We start from the raw sequence: 16,326 nt of genomic DNA, 5'->3' as shown, positions 1-16,326 counted from the left end.
GCGGACCTTTTTCATTTTCACGCGCCGATCATCCATCCGCCGATGGCGGTCAGCGCCACGACGATCACCGGAGACACGCGCCCCACGACGAGCAAACCGAACGCGGCCAACGCCAGCGCGACATCCGCACGCGAATGCACGGCGCTCGTCCAGACCGGGTCGTACAGCGCCGCGCCGAGAATGCCGACGACCGCCGCGTTCACGCCGCCCATCGCGCGCTGTATCGCGTCCCGCTGACGCAACGTCTCCCAGAACGGCAGTGCGCCGAGCACGAGCAGAAACGCGGGCAGGAACATGGCGACGAGCATCGCGAAACCGCCGATCCATCCGCCGAGCGGCGCGGGCATCACCGCGCCCAGAAACGCGGCGAAGGTAAAGAGCGGCCCCGGTACGGCTTGGGCCGCGCCATATCCGGCGAGAAAAACATCGTTGGGCACCCATCCGTTCGGCACGACGCTCGCCTGAAGCAGCGGCAACACGACGTGCCCGCCGCCGAAAACGAGCGAGCCCGACCGGTAAAACACCGACGCCATCGCGAGCCAGTTCGCGCCGGTCCAACCGGCGACGCCCGGAAGCAAAGCGAGCAGCACGAAAAAAACCGCGAGCAGCATCGCGCCCTGCGTTCTGCCGATGCCATATCGCCGATGCTTCGCCGACGCCAGATGCGTCAGCGTCAACATCCGCCAGCCGATGATTCCGCCGAACGCGATGGCGCCCAATTGCCCGGCGGCCGACGGCACGGTCAGCGCGATCAACGCGGCGGCCACGGCGATGCCGGCCCGCAACCGGTCCGGACACAGCGACGTCTTCATGCCCCACACCGCTTGCGCGACGATGGCGACCGCCGCGAGCTTGAGACCGTGCACGATCCCGGAGTGAATCAGCTGCGCCGAGTGCGCCAGGCCGAGGGCGAAGAGAATCAGCGCAATCGCGGACGGCAACGTGAAGCCGGTCCATGCCGCCAGCGCGCCGATCCATCCTGCGCGCGCGAAGCCGATCGCGATTCCGACCTGGCTGCTCGCCGGCCCCGGAAGGAACTGACATAGCGCGACGAGATCGGTGAAGCTCGTGTCGTCGAGCCATTTCCGGCGTTCGACGAATTCAGCGCGAAAGTAGCCGATGTGCGCGACTGGTCCGCCGAACGATGTCAGGCCGAGTTTGAGAAACGTCGCGAACACTTCGAACGGCGTTCCGCGCGCGGACTTCGGTTCATGCAAAGCCATCGTCCTGTGGACAACCTTGTTGGCACATCGTCGCGTTAACTGTTGGCGCTTTCTGAACAACTCGACGTCCGTCGAAACGACGCGAAAGTTGTCCCGAGTTCAGGCCGAAACCACGCCCGCCATACCGGAGTTGTCGGCGCGGTAAACCTCTGACGTAAAAAGCGCATTGCCAGTTATCCACCGATTTGCGGCGAGCTTGTTAACTACTACCACGTATACATACGAACTCTTTTGTTTACTCAGACAACGTGGCGGCACTGCCCAAAACATCGGCGCTCATTCAGGCGGCAGCGCCATGCGCGTGTCTCAACCGTTCGCGGCTGTTGCTCAGATGCATGCGCATCGCGGCGCGGGCATCGTCCGGATCCTGACGCACGATCGCCTGATAGATCGCCTTGTGCTCGCTCAGCACACAGCGCAGACGTTCGATCTGATCCAGCTCCGCGATTTCGGCCTTGCGCAGCCGCGTGCGCGGACTGACGCCGCGTCCCATCTGACTAAGCACGTCGTGGAAATAGCGATTCCCGCTCGCGCGCGCGATCTGCAAGTGAAACTCGACGTCGTGTTGCAGCACGTCCGTACTTCCGTTCGCGAGTTGCTCCTCGAAGCGCTTGAGCGCGGCGGCGATCTGCTTCAGATGCGCGTCGGTGCGCCTGCCGGCGGCGAGCGCGGCGGCGGCGCCTTCGAGATCGATGCGAAATTCGATGATCGCCATGATGTCCAGCAGGTTCGACAGGTCGGCATCCGCGAGACGCACCGATTCGCGTTCCTCGGGCGAGCGGATGAACGTGCCGACGCCGTGCCGCGTTTCCACGACGTTCGCCGCCTGCAAGCGCGACACAGCCTCGCGCACCACGGACCGGCTCACCGACAGTTGCTTCATCAGCGCGGCTTCGGTCGGGATCTTGTCGCCGGGACGGAGAACGCCGCGTTCGATATCCTCGATCAGGGTTGCGACGACTTTATCGGTGAGACTGGCCATGGTGATTCGCTGCTGATGGATATTGTTCTGGGAAGCGCGGCGTTTACACCCGTTGTCGGACGTCTTGGCTTCGCTTAGGATCGGTCGACGCGCATGGCGCGATAAGCCTCGCGCGTGGGGATGTCCGACGACGCATCTTCCTGCGTGGGGAACGCTTCGTCAATTCGACGCGGCCCGGATGTCCTGCAAATTGATATAAGACATCGTATAAGTAGAATTAGACGATTCTTAGCAGAAATCTCTTAAACTAAAGGAATGCAGGGTTTACGCCGCTGTCGTTTTCCCGCGTTTCCACAGTACCCTGTGTTAAGACGTCCGATAACTACGTGAGTTCGGACTTGCCGCTTTCCAATCAGATCGCCGTCGTCACAGGGAGGCATCATGCCGTCTTCGTCACCATATCAACCGCTGCCCAATACATTCCGAACGTCGCTGCGCGAGCGCAAGCGGCTGATCGGATGCTGGATGTCGCTGGCGAGTCCGATCGTCACCGAACTCGTCGGCGTGGTCGGATTCGACTGGATGCTGCTCGACGCCGAGCACGCGCCGAACGACGCGCTCACGCTCATCCCGCAATTGATGGCGCTGAAAGACAGCCCGAGCGCGCCTGTCGTGCGCCCGCAGGCCAACGATCCCGTCGCGATCAAGAAGCTGCTCGACGGCGGTGTCGTCAATTTCCTGATTCCGTTCGTCGACAGCGCCGCCGATGCCGAGCGCGCCGTCGCCGCGACGCGTTATCCTCCTCAGGGCATCCGCGGCGTGTCGGTCGGGCATCGCGGCAATCGCTACGGCACGGTTCCGAACTACTTCCAGATCGCGAACGACAATATCAGCGTCGCGGTGCAGATCGAGAGCCGCGCGGCGGTCGAAGCGATCGACGAGATCATCGCGGTCGAAGGCGTCGACGCGCTGTTCGTCGGACCGTCGGATCTCGCGGCATCGTACGGTCACATCGGCCAAGCGAACCATCCGGACGTGCAGGCGGTCATCGCACATGTGTTCGAGCGCGCGCACGCGGCCGGCAAGCCGAGCGGCATTCTCGCGCCCGTGCAGGAAGACGCCGAGCGCTATCTGGCAATGGGCAGCACATTCGTCGCCGTGTGCGCGGATCTGGGGATGCTCAGAAACGCGGCGCAGGGCGTGCGCAAACATTTCATCCCGGACTGAGCGTCGCGCTCGACAAACCGGCATCGAAAATCGACATCAAGGAGCGATACATGCAAAAGGCAGGCTTCATCGGACTGGGCATCATGGGCAATCCCATGGCGGCCAATCTTCTCAAGGGCGGCGTCCAGCTCGCGGCATTCACGCGCAGCGGCGTGCCCGCCGATCTGACCGGCGCGGGCGCCACGGCCTGTGATTCGCCCGCGGCCGTCGCGGAGCAGGCCGACGTCATCTTCATCATGGTGCCGGACACGCCGGACGTCGAACGCGTGCTGTTCGGCGAGAACGGCGTCGCGAGCAAGCTGAAGAGCGGTCAGATCGTCGTCGACATGAGCTCGATTTCGCCGATCGCCACGCGCGAATTCGCGGCGAAAGTGCGCGAGAAGGGCGCGGATTATCTCGACGCGCCCGTCTCCGGCGGCGAAGTCGGCGCGAAGGCCGCGTCGCTGACGATCATGGTCGGCGGCGCGCAAGCCACGTTCGACAAGGTCAAGCCGCTTTTCGACCTGATGGGCAAGAACATCTCGCTGATCGGCGAAGTCGGCGCGGGACAGGTCTGCAAGGTCGCGAATCAGGTGATCGTCGCGGCGACCATCGAGGCGGTCGGCGAAGCGCTCTTGCTCGCATCGAAGGCCGGCGTCGATGCCGAAAAGGTTCGCACCGCGCTGATGGGCGGCTTCGCGTCGTCGCGCATTCTCGAAGTGCACGGCGAGCGCATGACGAAGCGCACGTTCAATCCGGGCTTCCGTATCGAGCTGCATCAGAAGGATTTGAATCTGGCGCTCGCGACGGCGCAATCGCTCGGCGTCGCGCTGCCGAACACGTCGACGTGCATGCAGTTGTTCAATGCGTGCGCCGCGCACGGCGGCAAGGCGTGGGATCACTCGGGCATGGTCCGCGCGCTCGAGATCATGGCGAATCACGAGATCGGGCAGGACAAGAAGTAAGCGTCAGCATTTCCCGTCTTCGATAAACACTGCCGGCCTCGCGCCGGCAGTGTCGTTTTCGCAACCGGCCTTGTGCTTCTGTAGTTGTCGGACGTCCTAGTTTAGAAGGCCAGCGTCCGAACATGCGCTCGGTGTCCATCGGCGTGTAAGCCATATACGACAAGCCTAGAGCCGAGAAAGGGTAAACACGTGATTGGCCCCGAAAGCATCTCGCCATACAATGTCATCAGACAACGTACCACGAGACGCGATCCGGAGACATCCCTTGAACACGATTCCCGCCACGCCAGCCGCCGATCTGCTCGAATCGGCCAGCGCCAAGGTCAAGCGCCATGTGCTGCCCTTGTTCCTCATCATGTTCATCGCGAACTACATCGATCGCGTGAACGTCGGTTTCGTGAGCTCGCATTTGCAGACCGATCTCGGCATCGGCGCGGCGGCGTACGGTCTCGGCAGCGGTTTGTTTTTCATCGGCTATGCGCTGTTCGAAGTGCCGTCCAACGTGCTGATGCAGAAGTACGGCGCGCGCGCGTGGCTCACGCGCATCATGGGTACGTGGGGCGTCGTCGCGGCGATGATGGCCTTCGTGCAGAACGAAACGTCGTTCTACGTGCTGCGCTTTCTCCTGGGCGTCGCGGAGGCGGGATTCTTTCCGGGCGTCATCTATTACTTCACGCAATGGCTGCCGCAGAAGGAACGCGGCAAGGCGATCGCGATTTTCCTCGGCGGCTCGGCGTTCGCATCGATTCTGTCCGGCCCGATCACGGGCGGTCTGCTGTCGATTCGCGGTCTCGGCCTGCACGGCTGGCAGTGGATGTTTCTGATCGAAGGCGGGTTCTCCGTCATCCTGTGCGGCGTGAGCTGGATGCTGCTGAAATCGCGCATCAGCGATGCTCACTGGCTCTCCGTCGACGAGCAACGCGCGCTGCAAAACGCGATCGCATCCGAACAGGCGGAACGCGAAGCGGCCACCGGCGGCCACATTCCCGCGATCAAGCTGCTGAAAGATCCGCAGATCGTGCTGTTCTGCTTCATGTATTTCGCGATTCAGCTCACGATTTACGCCGCAACCTTCTGGCTGCCGACGATCATCCGCAAGATGGGCGGCCTCACCGATTTCCAGGTCGGCCTCTACAACACGATTCCGTGGATGATCGCGATCGTCGCGATGTACTGCTTCGCGCTGCTCTCCGCGCGCTGGCGCTTCCAGCAGGCGTGGGTCGCCGTGGCGCTCGTGATCGCGGCATGTGGCCTGTTCGCATCGACGACCGGCAACGCGGTGCTGTCGTTCGTCGCCATCTGCTTCTCCGCGATCGGCTTCAAGGCGGCGTCGTCGCTGTTCTGGCCGATTCCGCAAGGCTATCTCGATGCGCGCGTCGCGGCTGGCGTGCTCGCGCTCATCAACTCGGTCGGCAATCTCGGCGGTTTCTTCGCGCCTGCGACCTTCGGCTATCTTCAACAACATACGGGCTCGGTGTCGGGCGGCTTGTACGGCCTCGGCGTCGCATCGCTGATCGCGGCGGTCGCGGTCTTCTTCACGCGCAACCGCCGCTCGGATCGCACGCCGGACGGCCACGTCGCGCATCAAGGCGCGCACTGAAACCCGCTTCAACCTCTCTGGGAAGGATCACGCTCATGTCCACGAACACTCCGAAAGTCACCGAATTGCGCGTCGTGCCGGTCGCGGGCCGCGACAGCATGCTCATGAACCTGTCCGGCGCGCACGGTCCGTTCTTCACGCGCAATCTCGTGATCCTGACGGACAGCGCGGGCAACACGGGCGTCGGCGAAGTGCCGGGCGGCGAGAACATCCGCCAGACGATCGACGATGCGCGCTCGCTCGTCGTCGGACAATCGGTCGGCAATCTGCATGCGGTGCTGAATCAGGTCCGCACGAAGTTCGCCGATCGCGACGCGGGCGGCCGCGGCCTGCAAACCTTCGATCTGCGCACGACGATCCACGCCGTCACCGCGCTCGAAGCCGCGCTGCTCGACCTGCTCGGCAAGCATCTCGGCGTGCCCGTCGCGGCCTTGCTCGGCGAAGGCCAGCAGCGCGATGAAGTGGAAATGCTCGGCTATCTGTTCTATATCGGCGATCGCCACAAGACGGATCTGCCGTATGCGTCCGGCGCGGACGGCAAGGACGATTGGGACCGCGTGCGTACCGAAGTCGCGCTGACGCCTGAGGCGGTCGTGCGTCTGGCCGAAGCGGCACAAGCGCGCTATGGCTTCAACGACTTCAAGCTGAAGGGCGGCGTGCTCGCGGGCGATGCGGAAATCGAAGCCGTCACGGCGCTCGCCGAGCGTTTTCCGGATGCGCGCGTGACGCTCGATCCGAACGGCGCGTGGTCCTTGGCCGAAGCGATCCGCCTGTGCCGCGACAAGCACGACGTGCTCGCCTACGCGGAAGATCCGTGCGGCGCGGAAAACGGCTACTCCGGCCGCGAAGTGATGGCGGAATTCCGCCGCGCGACCGGCCTGCCGACGGCGACGAACATGATCGCGACGGACTGGCGTCAGATGGGTCATGCGATCCAGTTGCAATCGGTCGACATTCCGCTCGCCGATCCGCATTTCTGGACGATGCAAGGCTCGGTGCGCGTCGCGCAGATGTGCAACGACTGGGGCCTGACGTGGGGCTCGCATTCGAATAATCACTTCGACGTGTCGCTCGCGATGTTCACGCACGTCGCCGCTGCCGCGCCGGGCAAGATCACCGCTATCGACACGCACTGGATCTGGCAGGACGGCCAGCGTTTGACGCGCGATCCGCTCCAGATCGTCGGCGGGAAAGTGAAGGTGCCGGAAGCGCCGGGCCTGGGCGTCGAACTGGATATGGACGAAGTCGAGAGGGCGCACGAACTGTACAAGCAGCATGGACTCGGCGCGCGCGACGACGGCGTCGCGATGCAATATCTGATTCCGAACTGGAAGTTCGACAACAAGAAGCCGTGCCTCGTCCGCTAAAGGTTCTTTAGCCTTTCAGACGTTCGATGAGCGCGATCGCCGCCGCGGGATTGCGCTCCTTGAATCCGCTGATGACGTAGAGAAACACATCGCGCGATGCGGCTTTCGGCGCAGCCTTGCCGAAGGTCTGCAAGTCGTCCGGCGAGCCGCCCGACGACCACGTCTTCGCGCGCTCGGCCCAGCGATCGAGCGCCGCTTTCGCATAGCCCTTCGCCTGCTTGTCGGTCGTGCCCATGATGCGCGCATAGACGAACGGCGCGGTGATATCCGCGATTTGCGGATACTTCGAATCCCCCGCGATGACCACCGCGACGCGATGCTTCCGCGCGAGCGCAACGAAGGCTGCATCGCAAAAGCTCTCGTGCCGAACTTCGACCGCGTGACGAATCGCGCGGCCTTCCACTTTCGCGGGCAGCAGTTCGAGAAAGCGTTCGAAGTCCTCCGGATCGAACTTCTTGGTCGGCGCGAATTGCCAGTTGATCGGGCCGAGCTTGTCCTTCAGTTCGAGTACGCCGCTGCCGAAGAATCGCTCGATGGTATCGCCCGCTTCGGCGAGCACCCGGCGATTCGTCGCGTAGCGCGGCGCCTTCAGCGAGAACACGAAGTCGTCGGGCGTTTCGTCGCGCCACTTGATGAACGTCGCGGGCTTTTGCGCGCCGTAGAACGTGCCGTTCACTTCGATGGACGTCAGCGCGCGGCTCGCGTATTCGAGTTCGCGCTTTTGCGGCAGATCGTCCGGATAGAACGTGCCGCGCCACGGCTCGAACGTCCATCCGCCGACGCCGACGCGAATGCGCGCGGTCTTGCTTTTCGAGGTGGCCATCGCGCGCTTACTTCCGCCGGCATCGAGCGAACCGTCCGGCTCGCGCGTCTCGGTCACGACTTGGTTGAAGCCTTCGTCGAAGAGAGGTGCGGGAGATTCGTCGCAGTGCATGCTGGCCATTCCGTGGATAAGGGAAGCGCGTCCGTTCTCACCGAACGGACGCGCCGGGTCATGCACCTATGCTGGCGCAGTCTAAAGAATTCACTGGCCGAAGAAGATATTGCATTGCGGCCCGCGCGTGCAGGGCTTGGAGGCCGGACTGTCCATCGTGCCCATCGTGGTTGCGCCGGCCGCGCCGCGTGTCATCGGCGAGCCGCCGTAGGACGTGTCGGTCGACTGGCCCTGCATGGCGCTTTGCGCGGGCGCGCCGGGATCGGTCCAGGTGTCGGCGGTGGCCTGTCCCGGAACCTGCGCGGTGCGGTAATAGGACTGCTGAGCCGATGCGAGACCGGCAGTGGCGAGTAACGAGGCGGCGAGCGCCGCCATGGCGATACGTGATTTCATGTCGACTCCTTGATCGAAAGGCGCGTTCGCGTGTACGCCGCGCAACGCTGTTCGCTGATTCGAATCGTTGATCCGCACGGAACGTGCCACGAGTGCTGCATGTGCCATGCATGGCGCTGGCGAGCGGATATTGGCGCCGGTTCCCGGCGAGGCTGCCGCGGCGGGTTTCCCGGACTTGTTCGAATGTGATGCAGACGGAGCGCCGGTGCGCTTGCCGGCGAATGGGACCCGCGGGTCCGCAGAAGACGCATGCCGCGCTGCACTCTTCGTTATAGGCCGTCGCTCCGCGATTGAACAGGACAATTGAACGCGCATGGCGCTCGCGGTCGCGTGCGTGACGCGAAGCTGTCGATCGCGCCATCGCCTAGAATGCGATGGCTAATCCACGAACGCAGGGACATCGCCGCCATGACTGTCACCATCTATCACAACCCGAAGTGCGGGACTTCGCGCAACACGCTCGCACTGATCCGCAACGCGGGCATCGAGCCGGCGGTGATCGAGTATCTGACGCATCCTCCGAGCCGCGAGACGCTCGTTGCGCTGATCGCGCGCGCGGGACTGTCGGTGCGCGAAGCGCTGCGCGAGAAGGGCACGCCATACGCCGAACTCGGCCTCGACGATCCGAGCCTCAGCGACGAACAACTCATCGACGCGATGCTCGCGCATCCGATTCTCATCAACCGTCCGTTCGTCGATACGCCGAAGGGCGCGCGGCTGTGCCGGCCATCGGAGCTCGTGCTCGATATCCTGCCCGAAGCGCAGAAGGGGCCGTTCACGAAGGAAGACGGCGAAGTCGTCATCGACGGTTCCGGCAAGCGTGTGCGCTAGGACACCTTCGTTTTCGCTGACCGTTACCTGACGTTACCTTTCTGGCAAACCCGTTGCACCTGTATCCGTCATCGCTTTCTAGACTGCACTGACTCACACGGCACTCGGTGCAAGGAGAAAGCGGCATGAAGAAGAAACTTCTTGGTACGGCGATCGGGCTGGCGGGGCTCGCGGCACTTGCGATATCGGCATCGGCGAACGCGCACGTCGATGTGGCGGTGGGCGTCGGCGTGCCGGTCTACACGCAGCCCGTGTACGCGCAGCCCGCGGTGCCGGTCGGCTATTACGGATATGGATACGGCGATCGCGACGAACGCTGGCGCGAGCGCGAATGGCGTCGTCACGAATGGCGCGAGCGCCGCTGGCATCACGAGATGCGCCGCGAGCAACGCTGGCGCGAGCGTCATGAATGGTAAAAGCGCGCGGGAATCCGCGTTCGAACGCGGCGCGCCGAAAGGCTGCGCCGCGTTTTTACATGCGTCATGCGACGCCATGACGCAGGTCGACCTGTTCAAGGCACGCCGATTCGAGCCGTAAACACGTCGGTGTTGTCGGATACTCGTGCTCTTTCGCCGCGAATCCCTTTTAGCGAATCTTTTCGTCGCACCGCGCGTGCGGCGTCGTTTGCTCAAAGCACGAGCGATAACCCGTCCACTTTCAGCGATGTTCAGTCCCGTCAGCATTCTCGTCGTCACGGCGCTGTCGAGCATCCTCTCGATACTGGTGCTGATTTCGCTGCTCTCGCACGCGATTGCGGGCGTGCCGCGCTGGCTTGGGGCGAACGTCATCGCAATCGTTTCGCTCTTGCTTTTCGCCGTGCAGAACGTGGCGCCGGCGTGGCTCGGCATCGTCGTCGCGAATCAGTTGCTCGCCGCGACGGTCCTGCTCATCTACGAAGGCTGCAACGATTTCTTCGACGTTCGCATGCGTCCCGCGCAGCGCTGGGCCGGCTGGATCATGTGGCTCGGCGTGATGGCGGGCATCGTCTACTTCACGTATGTGACGCCGGATGTGAATGCGCGCGTGGTGATCGTGTCGGCGTTTCATGCCGCGTGCGATTTCGCGATCGCCGGACGCGTGTTGATCGAGCGTCCGAGGGAACGGCCGCGCTATAACTACTTGTTCGTCGCCGGCGCGTCGGCGCTCGGCGCGCTCGGCCATACGGTGCGCGGCGCGATCTACGTCGTGGAGCCGCCCGCGCAGACATCGCTGCTGCAGCCCGGCGTGATGCAGATCACGTTTCTCGCGCTCGGCATTCTCGTGCTGCCGTCGCTGTGTATCGGCCTCGTGATGATGGCGCACGACCGTCTCGCGCAGCGGCTCGAACGGCTTGCGCGCTTCGACGATCTCACCGGCGCGCTTTCGCGCAAGGCATTGCTGGCCGGCGCGGGCGAGCGTCTCGCGCGGGCGCGGCAGGAAGGCGAGCGCGAGTTCGTCGCGGTCATCGACATCGATCACTTCAAGAGCGTGAACGACCGCTACGGTCACGCGGCGGGCGACGAAGTCTTGCGCCATTTCGCGTCGATCGTGCGTGCGCGCATTCGCGAAGACGATGCGTTCGGGCGTATCGGCGGCGAGGAGTTTTGTCTTTTCTGCACGGCGGCGCGCATCGACGATGTCACCGCGCTCGTCGAGCGGCTGCGCAAGACCGTCGAGGCGACGCCGTGCGTCGTGCCCGGCGGCCTGCTGCATTACACCTTCAGCGCGGGCATTGCGATGTGGGACGGGCGCGAGCCGCTCGCATCGCTGATGGCGCGCGCCGACGGCCTGCTCTATGCCGCGAAGGTCGCGGGCCGCAATCGCGTGAAAGCGCCCGCCGCCGACGCGTTCGCCTAAGCCTCTTCGACGTCCGCGTATTTCTGGCGTTCGTCTTCCGGCTTGCTCATCCAGCGACGCAACAGACGCTTCTCGACGACGCGCCCGATCGTGAGCAGCGCGATCATCAGGATCATCGCGATGAACGCGAGGCTCCAGACGCCCAGTCCGCAGACGATGCCCACCGCCGCCGTCACCCAGATCGACGCCGCCGTCGTGAGCCCGCGGACGCGATTCTCGCGCGGATTCTGCAGGATCACGCCCGCGCCGAGAAAGCCGACGCCCGTCACGATGCCCTGCACTGCGCGCGACACGTCGGCGTCGTGGGAGAGCGTCATCGAGAAGCCTTGCGCGCACATCGTCGCGATGCACGCGCCGAGCGACACGAGCCCGAGCGTCTTCATGCCGGTCGGCTTGCCGTGCAGATCGCGATCGATGCCGATGATGCAGCCGATCAGCATCGCGGCCAGCATGCGCAACACGGCGTCGGCGAGAATGGGATAGGGAAGCATCGCGTGTGAAAAGGTAATCGTAAGCCGGGCCATCTTCGCATGCGGCGCCGGCGCGCGCGCAATTTTGGCGCGCTAACGTGCCGGTTCTGCTTTATATCGAACGCAAAACGGGGAGACGAAGTGACTCAGATGCCGAAATTCACGATGGTCGATGCCGCGCCGACGCCCGTCGGCCCTTTCTCGCACGCAGCCGAAGCCGACGGCTGGGTGTTTCTCACCGGTCAGATGCCGACCGATCCGAACGACGACGGCGCGCCGTTGCCCGAAGGCGTCGCCGCGCAGACGCGCCGCGTGATGGACAACCTGATTCTCGTGCTGAACGGCGTCGGGCTGACGCTCGACAATGTGGTCAGCGTGCGTATCTTTCTGACCGAGTTCAAGCGCGACTACGACGCGATGAACGCGGTGTATCGCTCGTACTTTCTGCCGAAGCCGCTGCCGGCGCGAACGTGCATCGGCGTGACGGGGCTTGCGCGCGATGCGCTCGTGGAGATCGATTTCGTCGCGAAACGTCCTTGAGCGCGATTACTTCCGTTTCGACGCATCGACCCAGCGGAAAGTGAGATTGATGCGCTCGCCGCGCGCCCCCGGCTCTTTCGGCACGCGATGCACCCATTCGCGCTGCGTGCGCCCGCGCATCACGAGCAGGCTGCCGTGTGTGAGCGCGAGCGTGTGCGTCGCGTGCGTGCGCGCGTGACGAAACTCGAAGGTGCGCGTCGCGCCGAGACTCACCGATGCGATCACCGGCTCGGGCCCGAGTTCGCGTTCCTTGTCGGCATGCCATCCCATGCTGTCGAGGCCGCTGCGATAGCGGTTGAGCAGCACGCTGTTGAAGCGCGCATCGCAGGCGGCCTCGGCGCGCTCGCGAAGTTGCGCGACGGCGGGCGTCCACGGCTGCGGCACATTGCGGATGCCGGAATAGACATAGACCGCGTCCGGTTCGCCTTGCCACGCGGTCAGGCGCGGCAGCGGCACGCGGCCGCCCGGCGTGGTCATCGTGTCCTGCTGCCAGGCGACTTCCGCGATCAGGGCGCCCATCAGATCGCAAGCCGCGTCGGCGTCGATCCAGTCCGGATGCCACGCGATGTCGGGCTTGGGAATGTCGTCGAAGAGATCGAACATGACTGTGGTGCGAGACGGCGGCGGAAGGAACGTTCACGATAGCAGAGCCGCCGGGCGGCGTGATCGCGGAGTCGTTTTCTTGCCCGCGAACCCGCTGTGCTACATTGCCCCAATCATCTCAATAACGTCGTGCGAGGGTCGGAACATCCGCTTTGGCCTTTTCGCGCGACGACGGCAACGGGGAACTGCATGAACACCACCGCCCAAGCAAGCGGCGGCACGGTGCCGGGCCGCCGCATCCTGCTCGTCGACGACAGCGTCGATGCGGCGCTTGCCATGTCGATGCTGCTCGAAGCGCTCGGCCATGAAGTCCGCACCGAGCATGACGGCCCGCGCGCACTCGCATCGCTCGACGATTTCAAACCGGATGTTGTCGTGCTCGATATCGGATTGCCGGGCATGAGCGGCTTCGACGTCGCGCGCGAAATGAGAAAGCGCGACGCGACCCGAAGCGCGCTGCTGCTTGCATTGACCGGCTGGGGCAGCGATGCCGATCGTCGCAGCGCGCTCGACGCGGGCTTCGATCATCATCTGACGAAGCCCGTCACCATCGCCGATCTGGAAGCGCTGCTCACGAAGCCCTGAGCGCGCTCACTCCACGCGCAGCCGCGCCATGTACGGAAGGTGATCGGACAGCCACGCGGTGTCCTGCGTCGGCACGAGCCATTCGACCGGCTTCAGGCCGCGCACGAACATCTTGTCGAGCGCGAGCGCCGGTGAGAAAGCCGGAAACGTGCGGCCCGATTCGCCGAGCATCGTCGCGACTTCGCTCATGCCAAGTTCGCCGAAAAGCGGCACGGAGTCGTTGCGCCAGTCGTTGAAATCGCCCGCCAGCATGAGCGGACCTTCCGGCGCTTCCTTCGCGATCCAGTGCGCGATCCAGTTCATCTGACGCAGCCGCGCCTGCCGCGTCAACGCGAGATGCGCGCACAGCAATGTGATGGCCTGACCGGCGAAGGTCGCGCGCGCGACCAGCAAGCCGCGCTTTTCGAAACGATGCGCGGAGATGTCCCAGCGCCCGGAAAGATCGAGCGGATGCGGCGAGAGAATCGCATTGCCATGCCGCCACGACGGCTTGAACACGTTCGGTCCGAGCGCGATCTGCAATTCGAGCGCGGTGGCGATCTCGGTCGCCTGGCAATGCCAGACATCGTCGAGCGGCGCGTCGAACGGCTTGCCGAAGCCGCTTGCGAGCACGGGCTGCGGCATGCGCCGCGCCATCGCTTCCTGAAGAAAATAGACGTCGGCGTTGGTGGTCTGAACCCACCGTTGCATCGCGGTCCACGCGCGCAGGCCGAGGGGCGAGCGGCCCTTGTGCAGATTCCAGCTGACCGCCGTGAAATCCGGCGTGGCCGAATGAGCGGACGGGCCTGGCGGAAGATGTTCTGGGTTTCGCATGCGTTCTTTGTCTCGAGCGGCGGCCTCTTGAGTCTATGTCACCGCGGTTGTCATTGCGCCGCCGCCGGCGACCCCAGGCTCGCGCGTACCCGGTAGGCGAGCGACGGATTGCTGTCGATGAGCTGCCACTGCGCCCATTCGCCTGGCTTGAGCGCCAAGCCCGGATGCGATCCGCTCACCTGACGCGGCACCGGCGGCAGCTTGCAGCCCGAGGGCGATGCGCGCGAGCTGTCGTCCTGCAAGGTTTCCTGCGCGTCGATGGCGAGCGTGATGTCGTCGGCGTTCGCGCGCGTCGGCGAAATGGTGATGGTGCGTTGCAGATCGATGTCGCCGGCAGGCTGATCCGCGCAGCCGACGCGATTCTGCACCTTGTTGTGATGCGTGTCGGTGCGCGCCTGTCCGACGTTCGTCGTGCCGGAAAACGAGTCGATCTGTTGTCCGTCGCGCACGACCTGCAACTCCCAGGTCACCGGTTGCGATGGCGCGGTCTGCGCCTGCGCGTTAAGCGCGGCAAGACCGGCGCCCGTCATGAGCGCGGCATTCAGAAAGACGGTGCGTATCGTTTTATGCATTGAAAGCGACTCCTGCGCGCGGACTGTTCGGATGGCGGCGCGGCTGGCGCGTCGCTGGATCGGCGTTCTCCGGCGAATTCGTTGTGACACGGCGGCGCAGGTACGGTTCAGCCAGACCGCGCAACACATAATTGTGGACGAACGAAACGAATCTCAACCTGGCCTGACGCGAAGCAGATTTCGAACCCGCTCGCCGCGTCGTCCGACGATGATACTCGCACGCTTTGCGCATCGCGATTAGCAGCACACGCGTTCGACTGCTCGCTTGCGTGCGGTTTTGGCGTCGATACACTGGACTCGTCGACCATAAAAATTGACGGGGTGTGACATGACGACGGCCGTGGTCAAACAGGAACTCGCAGTGGCATCGTTCAGCAAGGTCTACAGTCTCGACGATGTGGAGTCCGCGCTCAACGATCTCTCCGAAGGCGCGAACGACGCCTTGCGCGCCACTTACGAAAAAATGCTCAAAGTGGGTAATCTGCGTTTCTGCGTGAAGCCGAACCGCATGCCGTCGGTGGACGATCTCGCCGCCGACCTGCCGAATTTCGAGGAGCCGCTCGCCGATATCCGCAAGCAGATCGCGCTGTGCCTCGAAACCGACGATCGCCTCGAACTCATGCCGATGCTGCTGCTCGGCGAGCCGGGCATCGGCAAGACGCACTTCGCGAAGCAACTCGCGCGGCTGCTCGGCACGTCGAATCACTATGTCGCGATGAGCTCGCTGACGGCGGGCTGGATCCTGTCGGGGGCGTCGTCGCAATGGCGCAATGCGAAGCCCGGCAAGGTGTTCGATGCGCTCGTGAACGGCAGCTACGCGAATCCCGTCATGACCGTCGACGAAATCGACAAGGCCACCGGCGACGCGCAATACGATCCGCTCGGCGCGCTCTATGCGCTGCTGGAGCATGACACGGCGCAGACTTTCGTCGACGAATTCGCCGAAGTGCCGATCAACGCGGGCAACGTCGTGTGGATCGCGACGGCCAACGACGCGCGCGCGATTCCCGAGCCCCTGATGAATCGCATGAACGTCTACGAAATTCCGCCGCCCGATCGCGACGGCGCGCGGCGCATCGCGCAGTCGATTTACGCCGAAATCCGCAATGCTCATTCGTGGGGCGCGCGTTTTCCGGAAACACTCGGCGACGCGCCGCTCGACGCGCTCACGCAGGCGTCGCCGCGCGGCATGCGGCGCGCGATGCTGAACGCGTTCGGCAACGCACGTATCGACGGACGGCATCACGTCGAAGCGCGCGACATTCAGATCGACCGCAACCTGCGCAAAAAAGCGATCGGCTTCTGAAAGCGCGCCGTTCGCGAAATTGCCGAAAAGGCCGCCAAAACCTGTCGTTTTTGACATCTGGCGGCCAGATTCTTGCCTTTTTCTGAATTGCACCGGAAAACGATCTAATCGGCGTGCATTTGTTGTGTAACGCGCAATAGTCCCGAACGTAAAATAGTTG

Annotated in this window: 18 protein-coding genes; 10 read left to right on the top strand and 8 right to left on the bottom strand. The window is 64.0% G+C overall.

The features are described 5' to 3' along the window. Positions 1-17: 17 nt before the first annotated feature. Both chrA and LDZ23_RS13265 read right to left on the bottom strand, forming a co-directional pair. Positions 18-1,223 carry a chromate efflux transporter gene (gene chrA / locus LDZ23_RS13270; RefSeq protein WP_008352649.1) on the bottom strand — a complete coding sequence of 402 codons (1,206 nt, stop codon included), beginning with the start codon at positions 1,221-1,223 and terminating at the stop codon, positions 18-20. 280 nt (positions 1,224-1,503) lie between these two features. Next, positions 1,504-2,205, bottom strand: a complete 702-nt coding sequence (locus LDZ23_RS13265; protein WP_008352651.1) for a FadR/GntR family transcriptional regulator — start codon at positions 2,203-2,205, stop codon at positions 1,504-1,506. Between the two features lie 381 nt (positions 2,206-2,586). On the opposite strand from LDZ23_RS13265, the gene garL reads away from it, so the two are divergent. From garL to gudD, 4 genes are all read left to right on the top strand, one after another. After that, the gene (gene garL, locus LDZ23_RS13260; protein WP_008352653.1) at positions 2,587-3,372 is read left to right on the top strand and encodes a 2-dehydro-3-deoxyglucarate aldolase; all 786 of its coding nucleotides are present in this window, start codon (positions 2,587-2,589) and stop codon (positions 3,370-3,372) included. Beyond that, positions 3,306-4,316 carry a 2-hydroxy-3-oxopropionate reductase gene (locus LDZ23_RS13255; RefSeq protein WP_268811673.1) on the top strand — a complete coding sequence of 337 codons (1,011 nt, stop codon included), beginning with the start codon at positions 3,306-3,308 and terminating at the stop codon, positions 4,314-4,316. The genes garL and LDZ23_RS13255 overlap by 67 nt, the downstream gene beginning before the upstream one ends. Before the next feature lie 265 nt (positions 4,317-4,581). Beyond that, positions 4,582-5,916: an MFS transporter gene (locus LDZ23_RS13250; protein ID WP_008352655.1), complete on the top strand. Its 1,335-nt coding sequence runs from the start codon at positions 4,582-4,584 to the stop codon at positions 5,914-5,916. A gap of 35 nt (positions 5,917-5,951) precedes the next feature. Continuing rightward, positions 5,952-7,283 carry a glucarate dehydratase gene (gene gudD, locus LDZ23_RS13245; RefSeq protein ID WP_008352656.1) on the top strand — a complete coding sequence of 444 codons (1,332 nt, stop codon included), beginning with the start codon at positions 5,952-5,954 and terminating at the stop codon, positions 7,281-7,283. Between the two features lie 7 nt (positions 7,284-7,290). Here the strand turns inward: gudD and LDZ23_RS13240 are convergent, their stop codons facing one another. Continuing rightward, positions 7,291-8,106, bottom strand: coding sequence for a DUF72 domain-containing protein (locus tag LDZ23_RS13240; protein WP_033536945.1), 816 nt, complete (start codon positions 8,104-8,106; stop codon positions 7,291-7,293). Positions 8,107-8,307: 201 nt separating this feature from the next. Then, the gene (locus LDZ23_RS13235) at positions 8,308-8,610 is read right to left on the bottom strand and encodes a hypothetical protein (RefSeq protein WP_144403794.1); all 303 of its coding nucleotides are present in this window, start codon (positions 8,608-8,610) and stop codon (positions 8,308-8,310) included. Positions 8,611-9,018: 408 nt separating this feature from the next. On the opposite strand from LDZ23_RS13235, the gene arsC reads away from it, so the two are divergent. The 3 genes from arsC (at position 9,019) to LDZ23_RS13220 (ending at position 11,277) form a co-directional block, all read left to right on the top strand. After that, a complete protein-coding gene (gene arsC, locus LDZ23_RS13230) occupies positions 9,019-9,441 on the top strand; it encodes an arsenate reductase (glutaredoxin) (protein WP_008352660.1) in 423 nt (140 codons plus the stop codon). A gap of 125 nt (positions 9,442-9,566) precedes the next feature. Further along, positions 9,567-9,857 (top strand): hypothetical protein, encoded by a 291-nt coding sequence (locus tag LDZ23_RS13225; protein ID WP_008352663.1) that lies wholly within the window; start codon positions 9,567-9,569, stop codon positions 9,855-9,857. A 247-nt stretch (positions 9,858-10,104) separates the two neighbouring features. After that, entirely contained in the window at positions 10,105-11,277 is a 1,173-nt protein-coding gene (locus tag LDZ23_RS13220; protein ID WP_008352664.1) for a GGDEF domain-containing protein, read from the top strand. Here the strand turns inward: LDZ23_RS13220 and LDZ23_RS13215 are convergent. Then, positions 11,274-11,768: an MgtC/SapB family protein gene (locus LDZ23_RS13215; protein ID WP_008352666.1), complete on the bottom strand. Its 495-nt coding sequence runs from the start codon at positions 11,766-11,768 to the stop codon at positions 11,274-11,276. The genes LDZ23_RS13220 and LDZ23_RS13215 overlap by 4 nt on opposite strands. Positions 11,769-11,897: 129 nt before the next feature. On the opposite strand from LDZ23_RS13215, the gene LDZ23_RS13210 reads away from it, so the two are divergent. Then, the gene (locus LDZ23_RS13210; protein WP_008352667.1) at positions 11,898-12,287 is read left to right on the top strand and encodes a RidA family protein; all 390 of its coding nucleotides are present in this window, start codon (positions 11,898-11,900) and stop codon (positions 12,285-12,287) included. Between the two features lie 6 nt (positions 12,288-12,293). Here LDZ23_RS13210 and LDZ23_RS13205 read toward each other — a convergent pair whose 3' ends face one another. Further along, the gene (locus LDZ23_RS13205) at positions 12,294-12,890 is read right to left on the bottom strand and encodes an alpha-ketoglutarate-dependent dioxygenase AlkB family protein (protein ID WP_008352670.1); all 597 of its coding nucleotides are present in this window, start codon (positions 12,888-12,890) and stop codon (positions 12,294-12,296) included. A gap of 189 nt (positions 12,891-13,079) precedes the next feature. Between LDZ23_RS13205 and LDZ23_RS13200 the strand changes: the two genes are divergently transcribed. Continuing rightward, positions 13,080-13,475, top strand: a complete 396-nt coding sequence (locus LDZ23_RS13200) for a response regulator (RefSeq protein ID WP_008352671.1) — start codon at positions 13,080-13,082, stop codon at positions 13,473-13,475. A gap of 6 nt (positions 13,476-13,481) precedes the next feature. Here LDZ23_RS13200 and LDZ23_RS13195 read toward each other — a convergent pair whose 3' ends face one another. Together LDZ23_RS13195 and LDZ23_RS13190 are read right to left on the bottom strand one after the other, a co-directional pair. Beyond that, positions 13,482-14,288 carry an endonuclease/exonuclease/phosphatase family protein gene (locus LDZ23_RS13195; protein WP_008352672.1) on the bottom strand — a complete coding sequence of 269 codons (807 nt, stop codon included), beginning with the start codon at positions 14,286-14,288 and terminating at the stop codon, positions 13,482-13,484. Positions 14,289-14,338: 50 nt separating this feature from the next. Beyond that, complete coding sequence (locus LDZ23_RS13190) at positions 14,339-14,860, bottom strand: hypothetical protein (RefSeq protein ID WP_008352673.1); 522 nt, start codon at positions 14,858-14,860, stop codon at positions 14,339-14,341. Positions 14,861-15,188: 328 nt separating this feature from the next. Between LDZ23_RS13190 and LDZ23_RS13185 the strand changes: the two genes are divergently transcribed. Next, on the top strand, positions 15,189-16,166 hold the full coding sequence (locus tag LDZ23_RS13185; RefSeq protein WP_008352674.1) for an AAA family ATPase: 978 nt from the start codon (positions 15,189-15,191) through the stop codon (positions 16,164-16,166). Positions 16,167-16,326 lie beyond the last annotated feature (160 nt).

Source organism: Caballeronia zhejiangensis, assembly GCF_022879815.1.
GTDB lineage: Bacteria > Pseudomonadota > Gammaproteobacteria > Burkholderiales > Burkholderiaceae > Caballeronia > Caballeronia zhejiangensis.
The sequence above is the reverse complement of the archived record's forward strand: the minus strand, read 5'-3'. Positions and strand labels throughout refer to the sequence as shown.

What these genes read in the sequence shown, in the direction of transcription:
- garL (WP_008352653.1), top strand. Translation starts at nt 2,587, where the DNA reads ATGCCGTCTTCGTCACCATATCAACCGCTGCCCAATACATTCCGAACG.
- arsC (WP_008352660.1), top strand. Translation starts at nt 9,019, where the DNA reads ATGACTGTCACCATCTATCACAACCCGAAGTGCGGGACTTCGCGCAAC.
- LDZ23_RS13240 (WP_033536945.1), bottom strand. Translation starts at nt 8,106, where the DNA reads ATGGCCACCTCGAAAAGCAAGACCGCGCGCATTCGCGTCGGCGTCGGC.
- LDZ23_RS13210 (WP_008352667.1), top strand. Translation starts at nt 11,898, where the DNA reads ATGCCGAAATTCACGATGGTCGATGCCGCGCCGACGCCCGTCGGCCCT.
- LDZ23_RS13205 (WP_008352670.1), bottom strand. Translation starts at nt 12,890, where the DNA reads ATGTTCGATCTCTTCGACGACATTCCCAAGCCCGACATCGCGTGGCAT.
- LDZ23_RS13200 (WP_008352671.1), top strand. Translation starts at nt 13,080, where the DNA reads ATGAACACCACCGCCCAAGCAAGCGGCGGCACGGTGCCGGGCCGCCGC.
- LDZ23_RS13225 (WP_008352663.1), top strand. Translation starts at nt 9,567, where the DNA reads ATGAAGAAGAAACTTCTTGGTACGGCGATCGGGCTGGCGGGGCTCGCG.
- LDZ23_RS13235 (WP_144403794.1), bottom strand. Translation starts at nt 8,610, where the DNA reads ATGAAATCACGTATCGCCATGGCGGCGCTCGCCGCCTCGTTACTCGCC.
- LDZ23_RS13220 (WP_008352664.1), top strand. Translation starts at nt 10,105, where the DNA reads ATGTTCAGTCCCGTCAGCATTCTCGTCGTCACGGCGCTGTCGAGCATC.
- LDZ23_RS13190 (WP_008352673.1), bottom strand. Translation starts at nt 14,860, where the DNA reads ATGCATAAAACGATACGCACCGTCTTTCTGAATGCCGCGCTCATGACG.
- gudD (WP_008352656.1), top strand. Translation starts at nt 5,952, where the DNA reads ATGTCCACGAACACTCCGAAAGTCACCGAATTGCGCGTCGTGCCGGTC.
- LDZ23_RS13185 (WP_008352674.1), top strand. Translation starts at nt 15,189, where the DNA reads ATGACGACGGCCGTGGTCAAACAGGAACTCGCAGTGGCATCGTTCAGC.
- LDZ23_RS13265 (WP_008352651.1), bottom strand. Translation starts at nt 2,205, where the DNA reads ATGGCCAGTCTCACCGATAAAGTCGTCGCAACCCTGATCGAGGATATC.
- LDZ23_RS13195 (WP_008352672.1), bottom strand. Translation starts at nt 14,288, where the DNA reads ATGCGAAACCCAGAACATCTTCCGCCAGGCCCGTCCGCTCATTCGGCC.
- LDZ23_RS13215 (WP_008352666.1), bottom strand. Translation starts at nt 11,768, where the DNA reads ATGCTTCCCTATCCCATTCTCGCCGACGCCGTGTTGCGCATGCTGGCC.
- chrA (WP_008352649.1), bottom strand. Translation starts at nt 1,223, where the DNA reads ATGGCTTTGCATGAACCGAAGTCCGCGCGCGGAACGCCGTTCGAAGTG.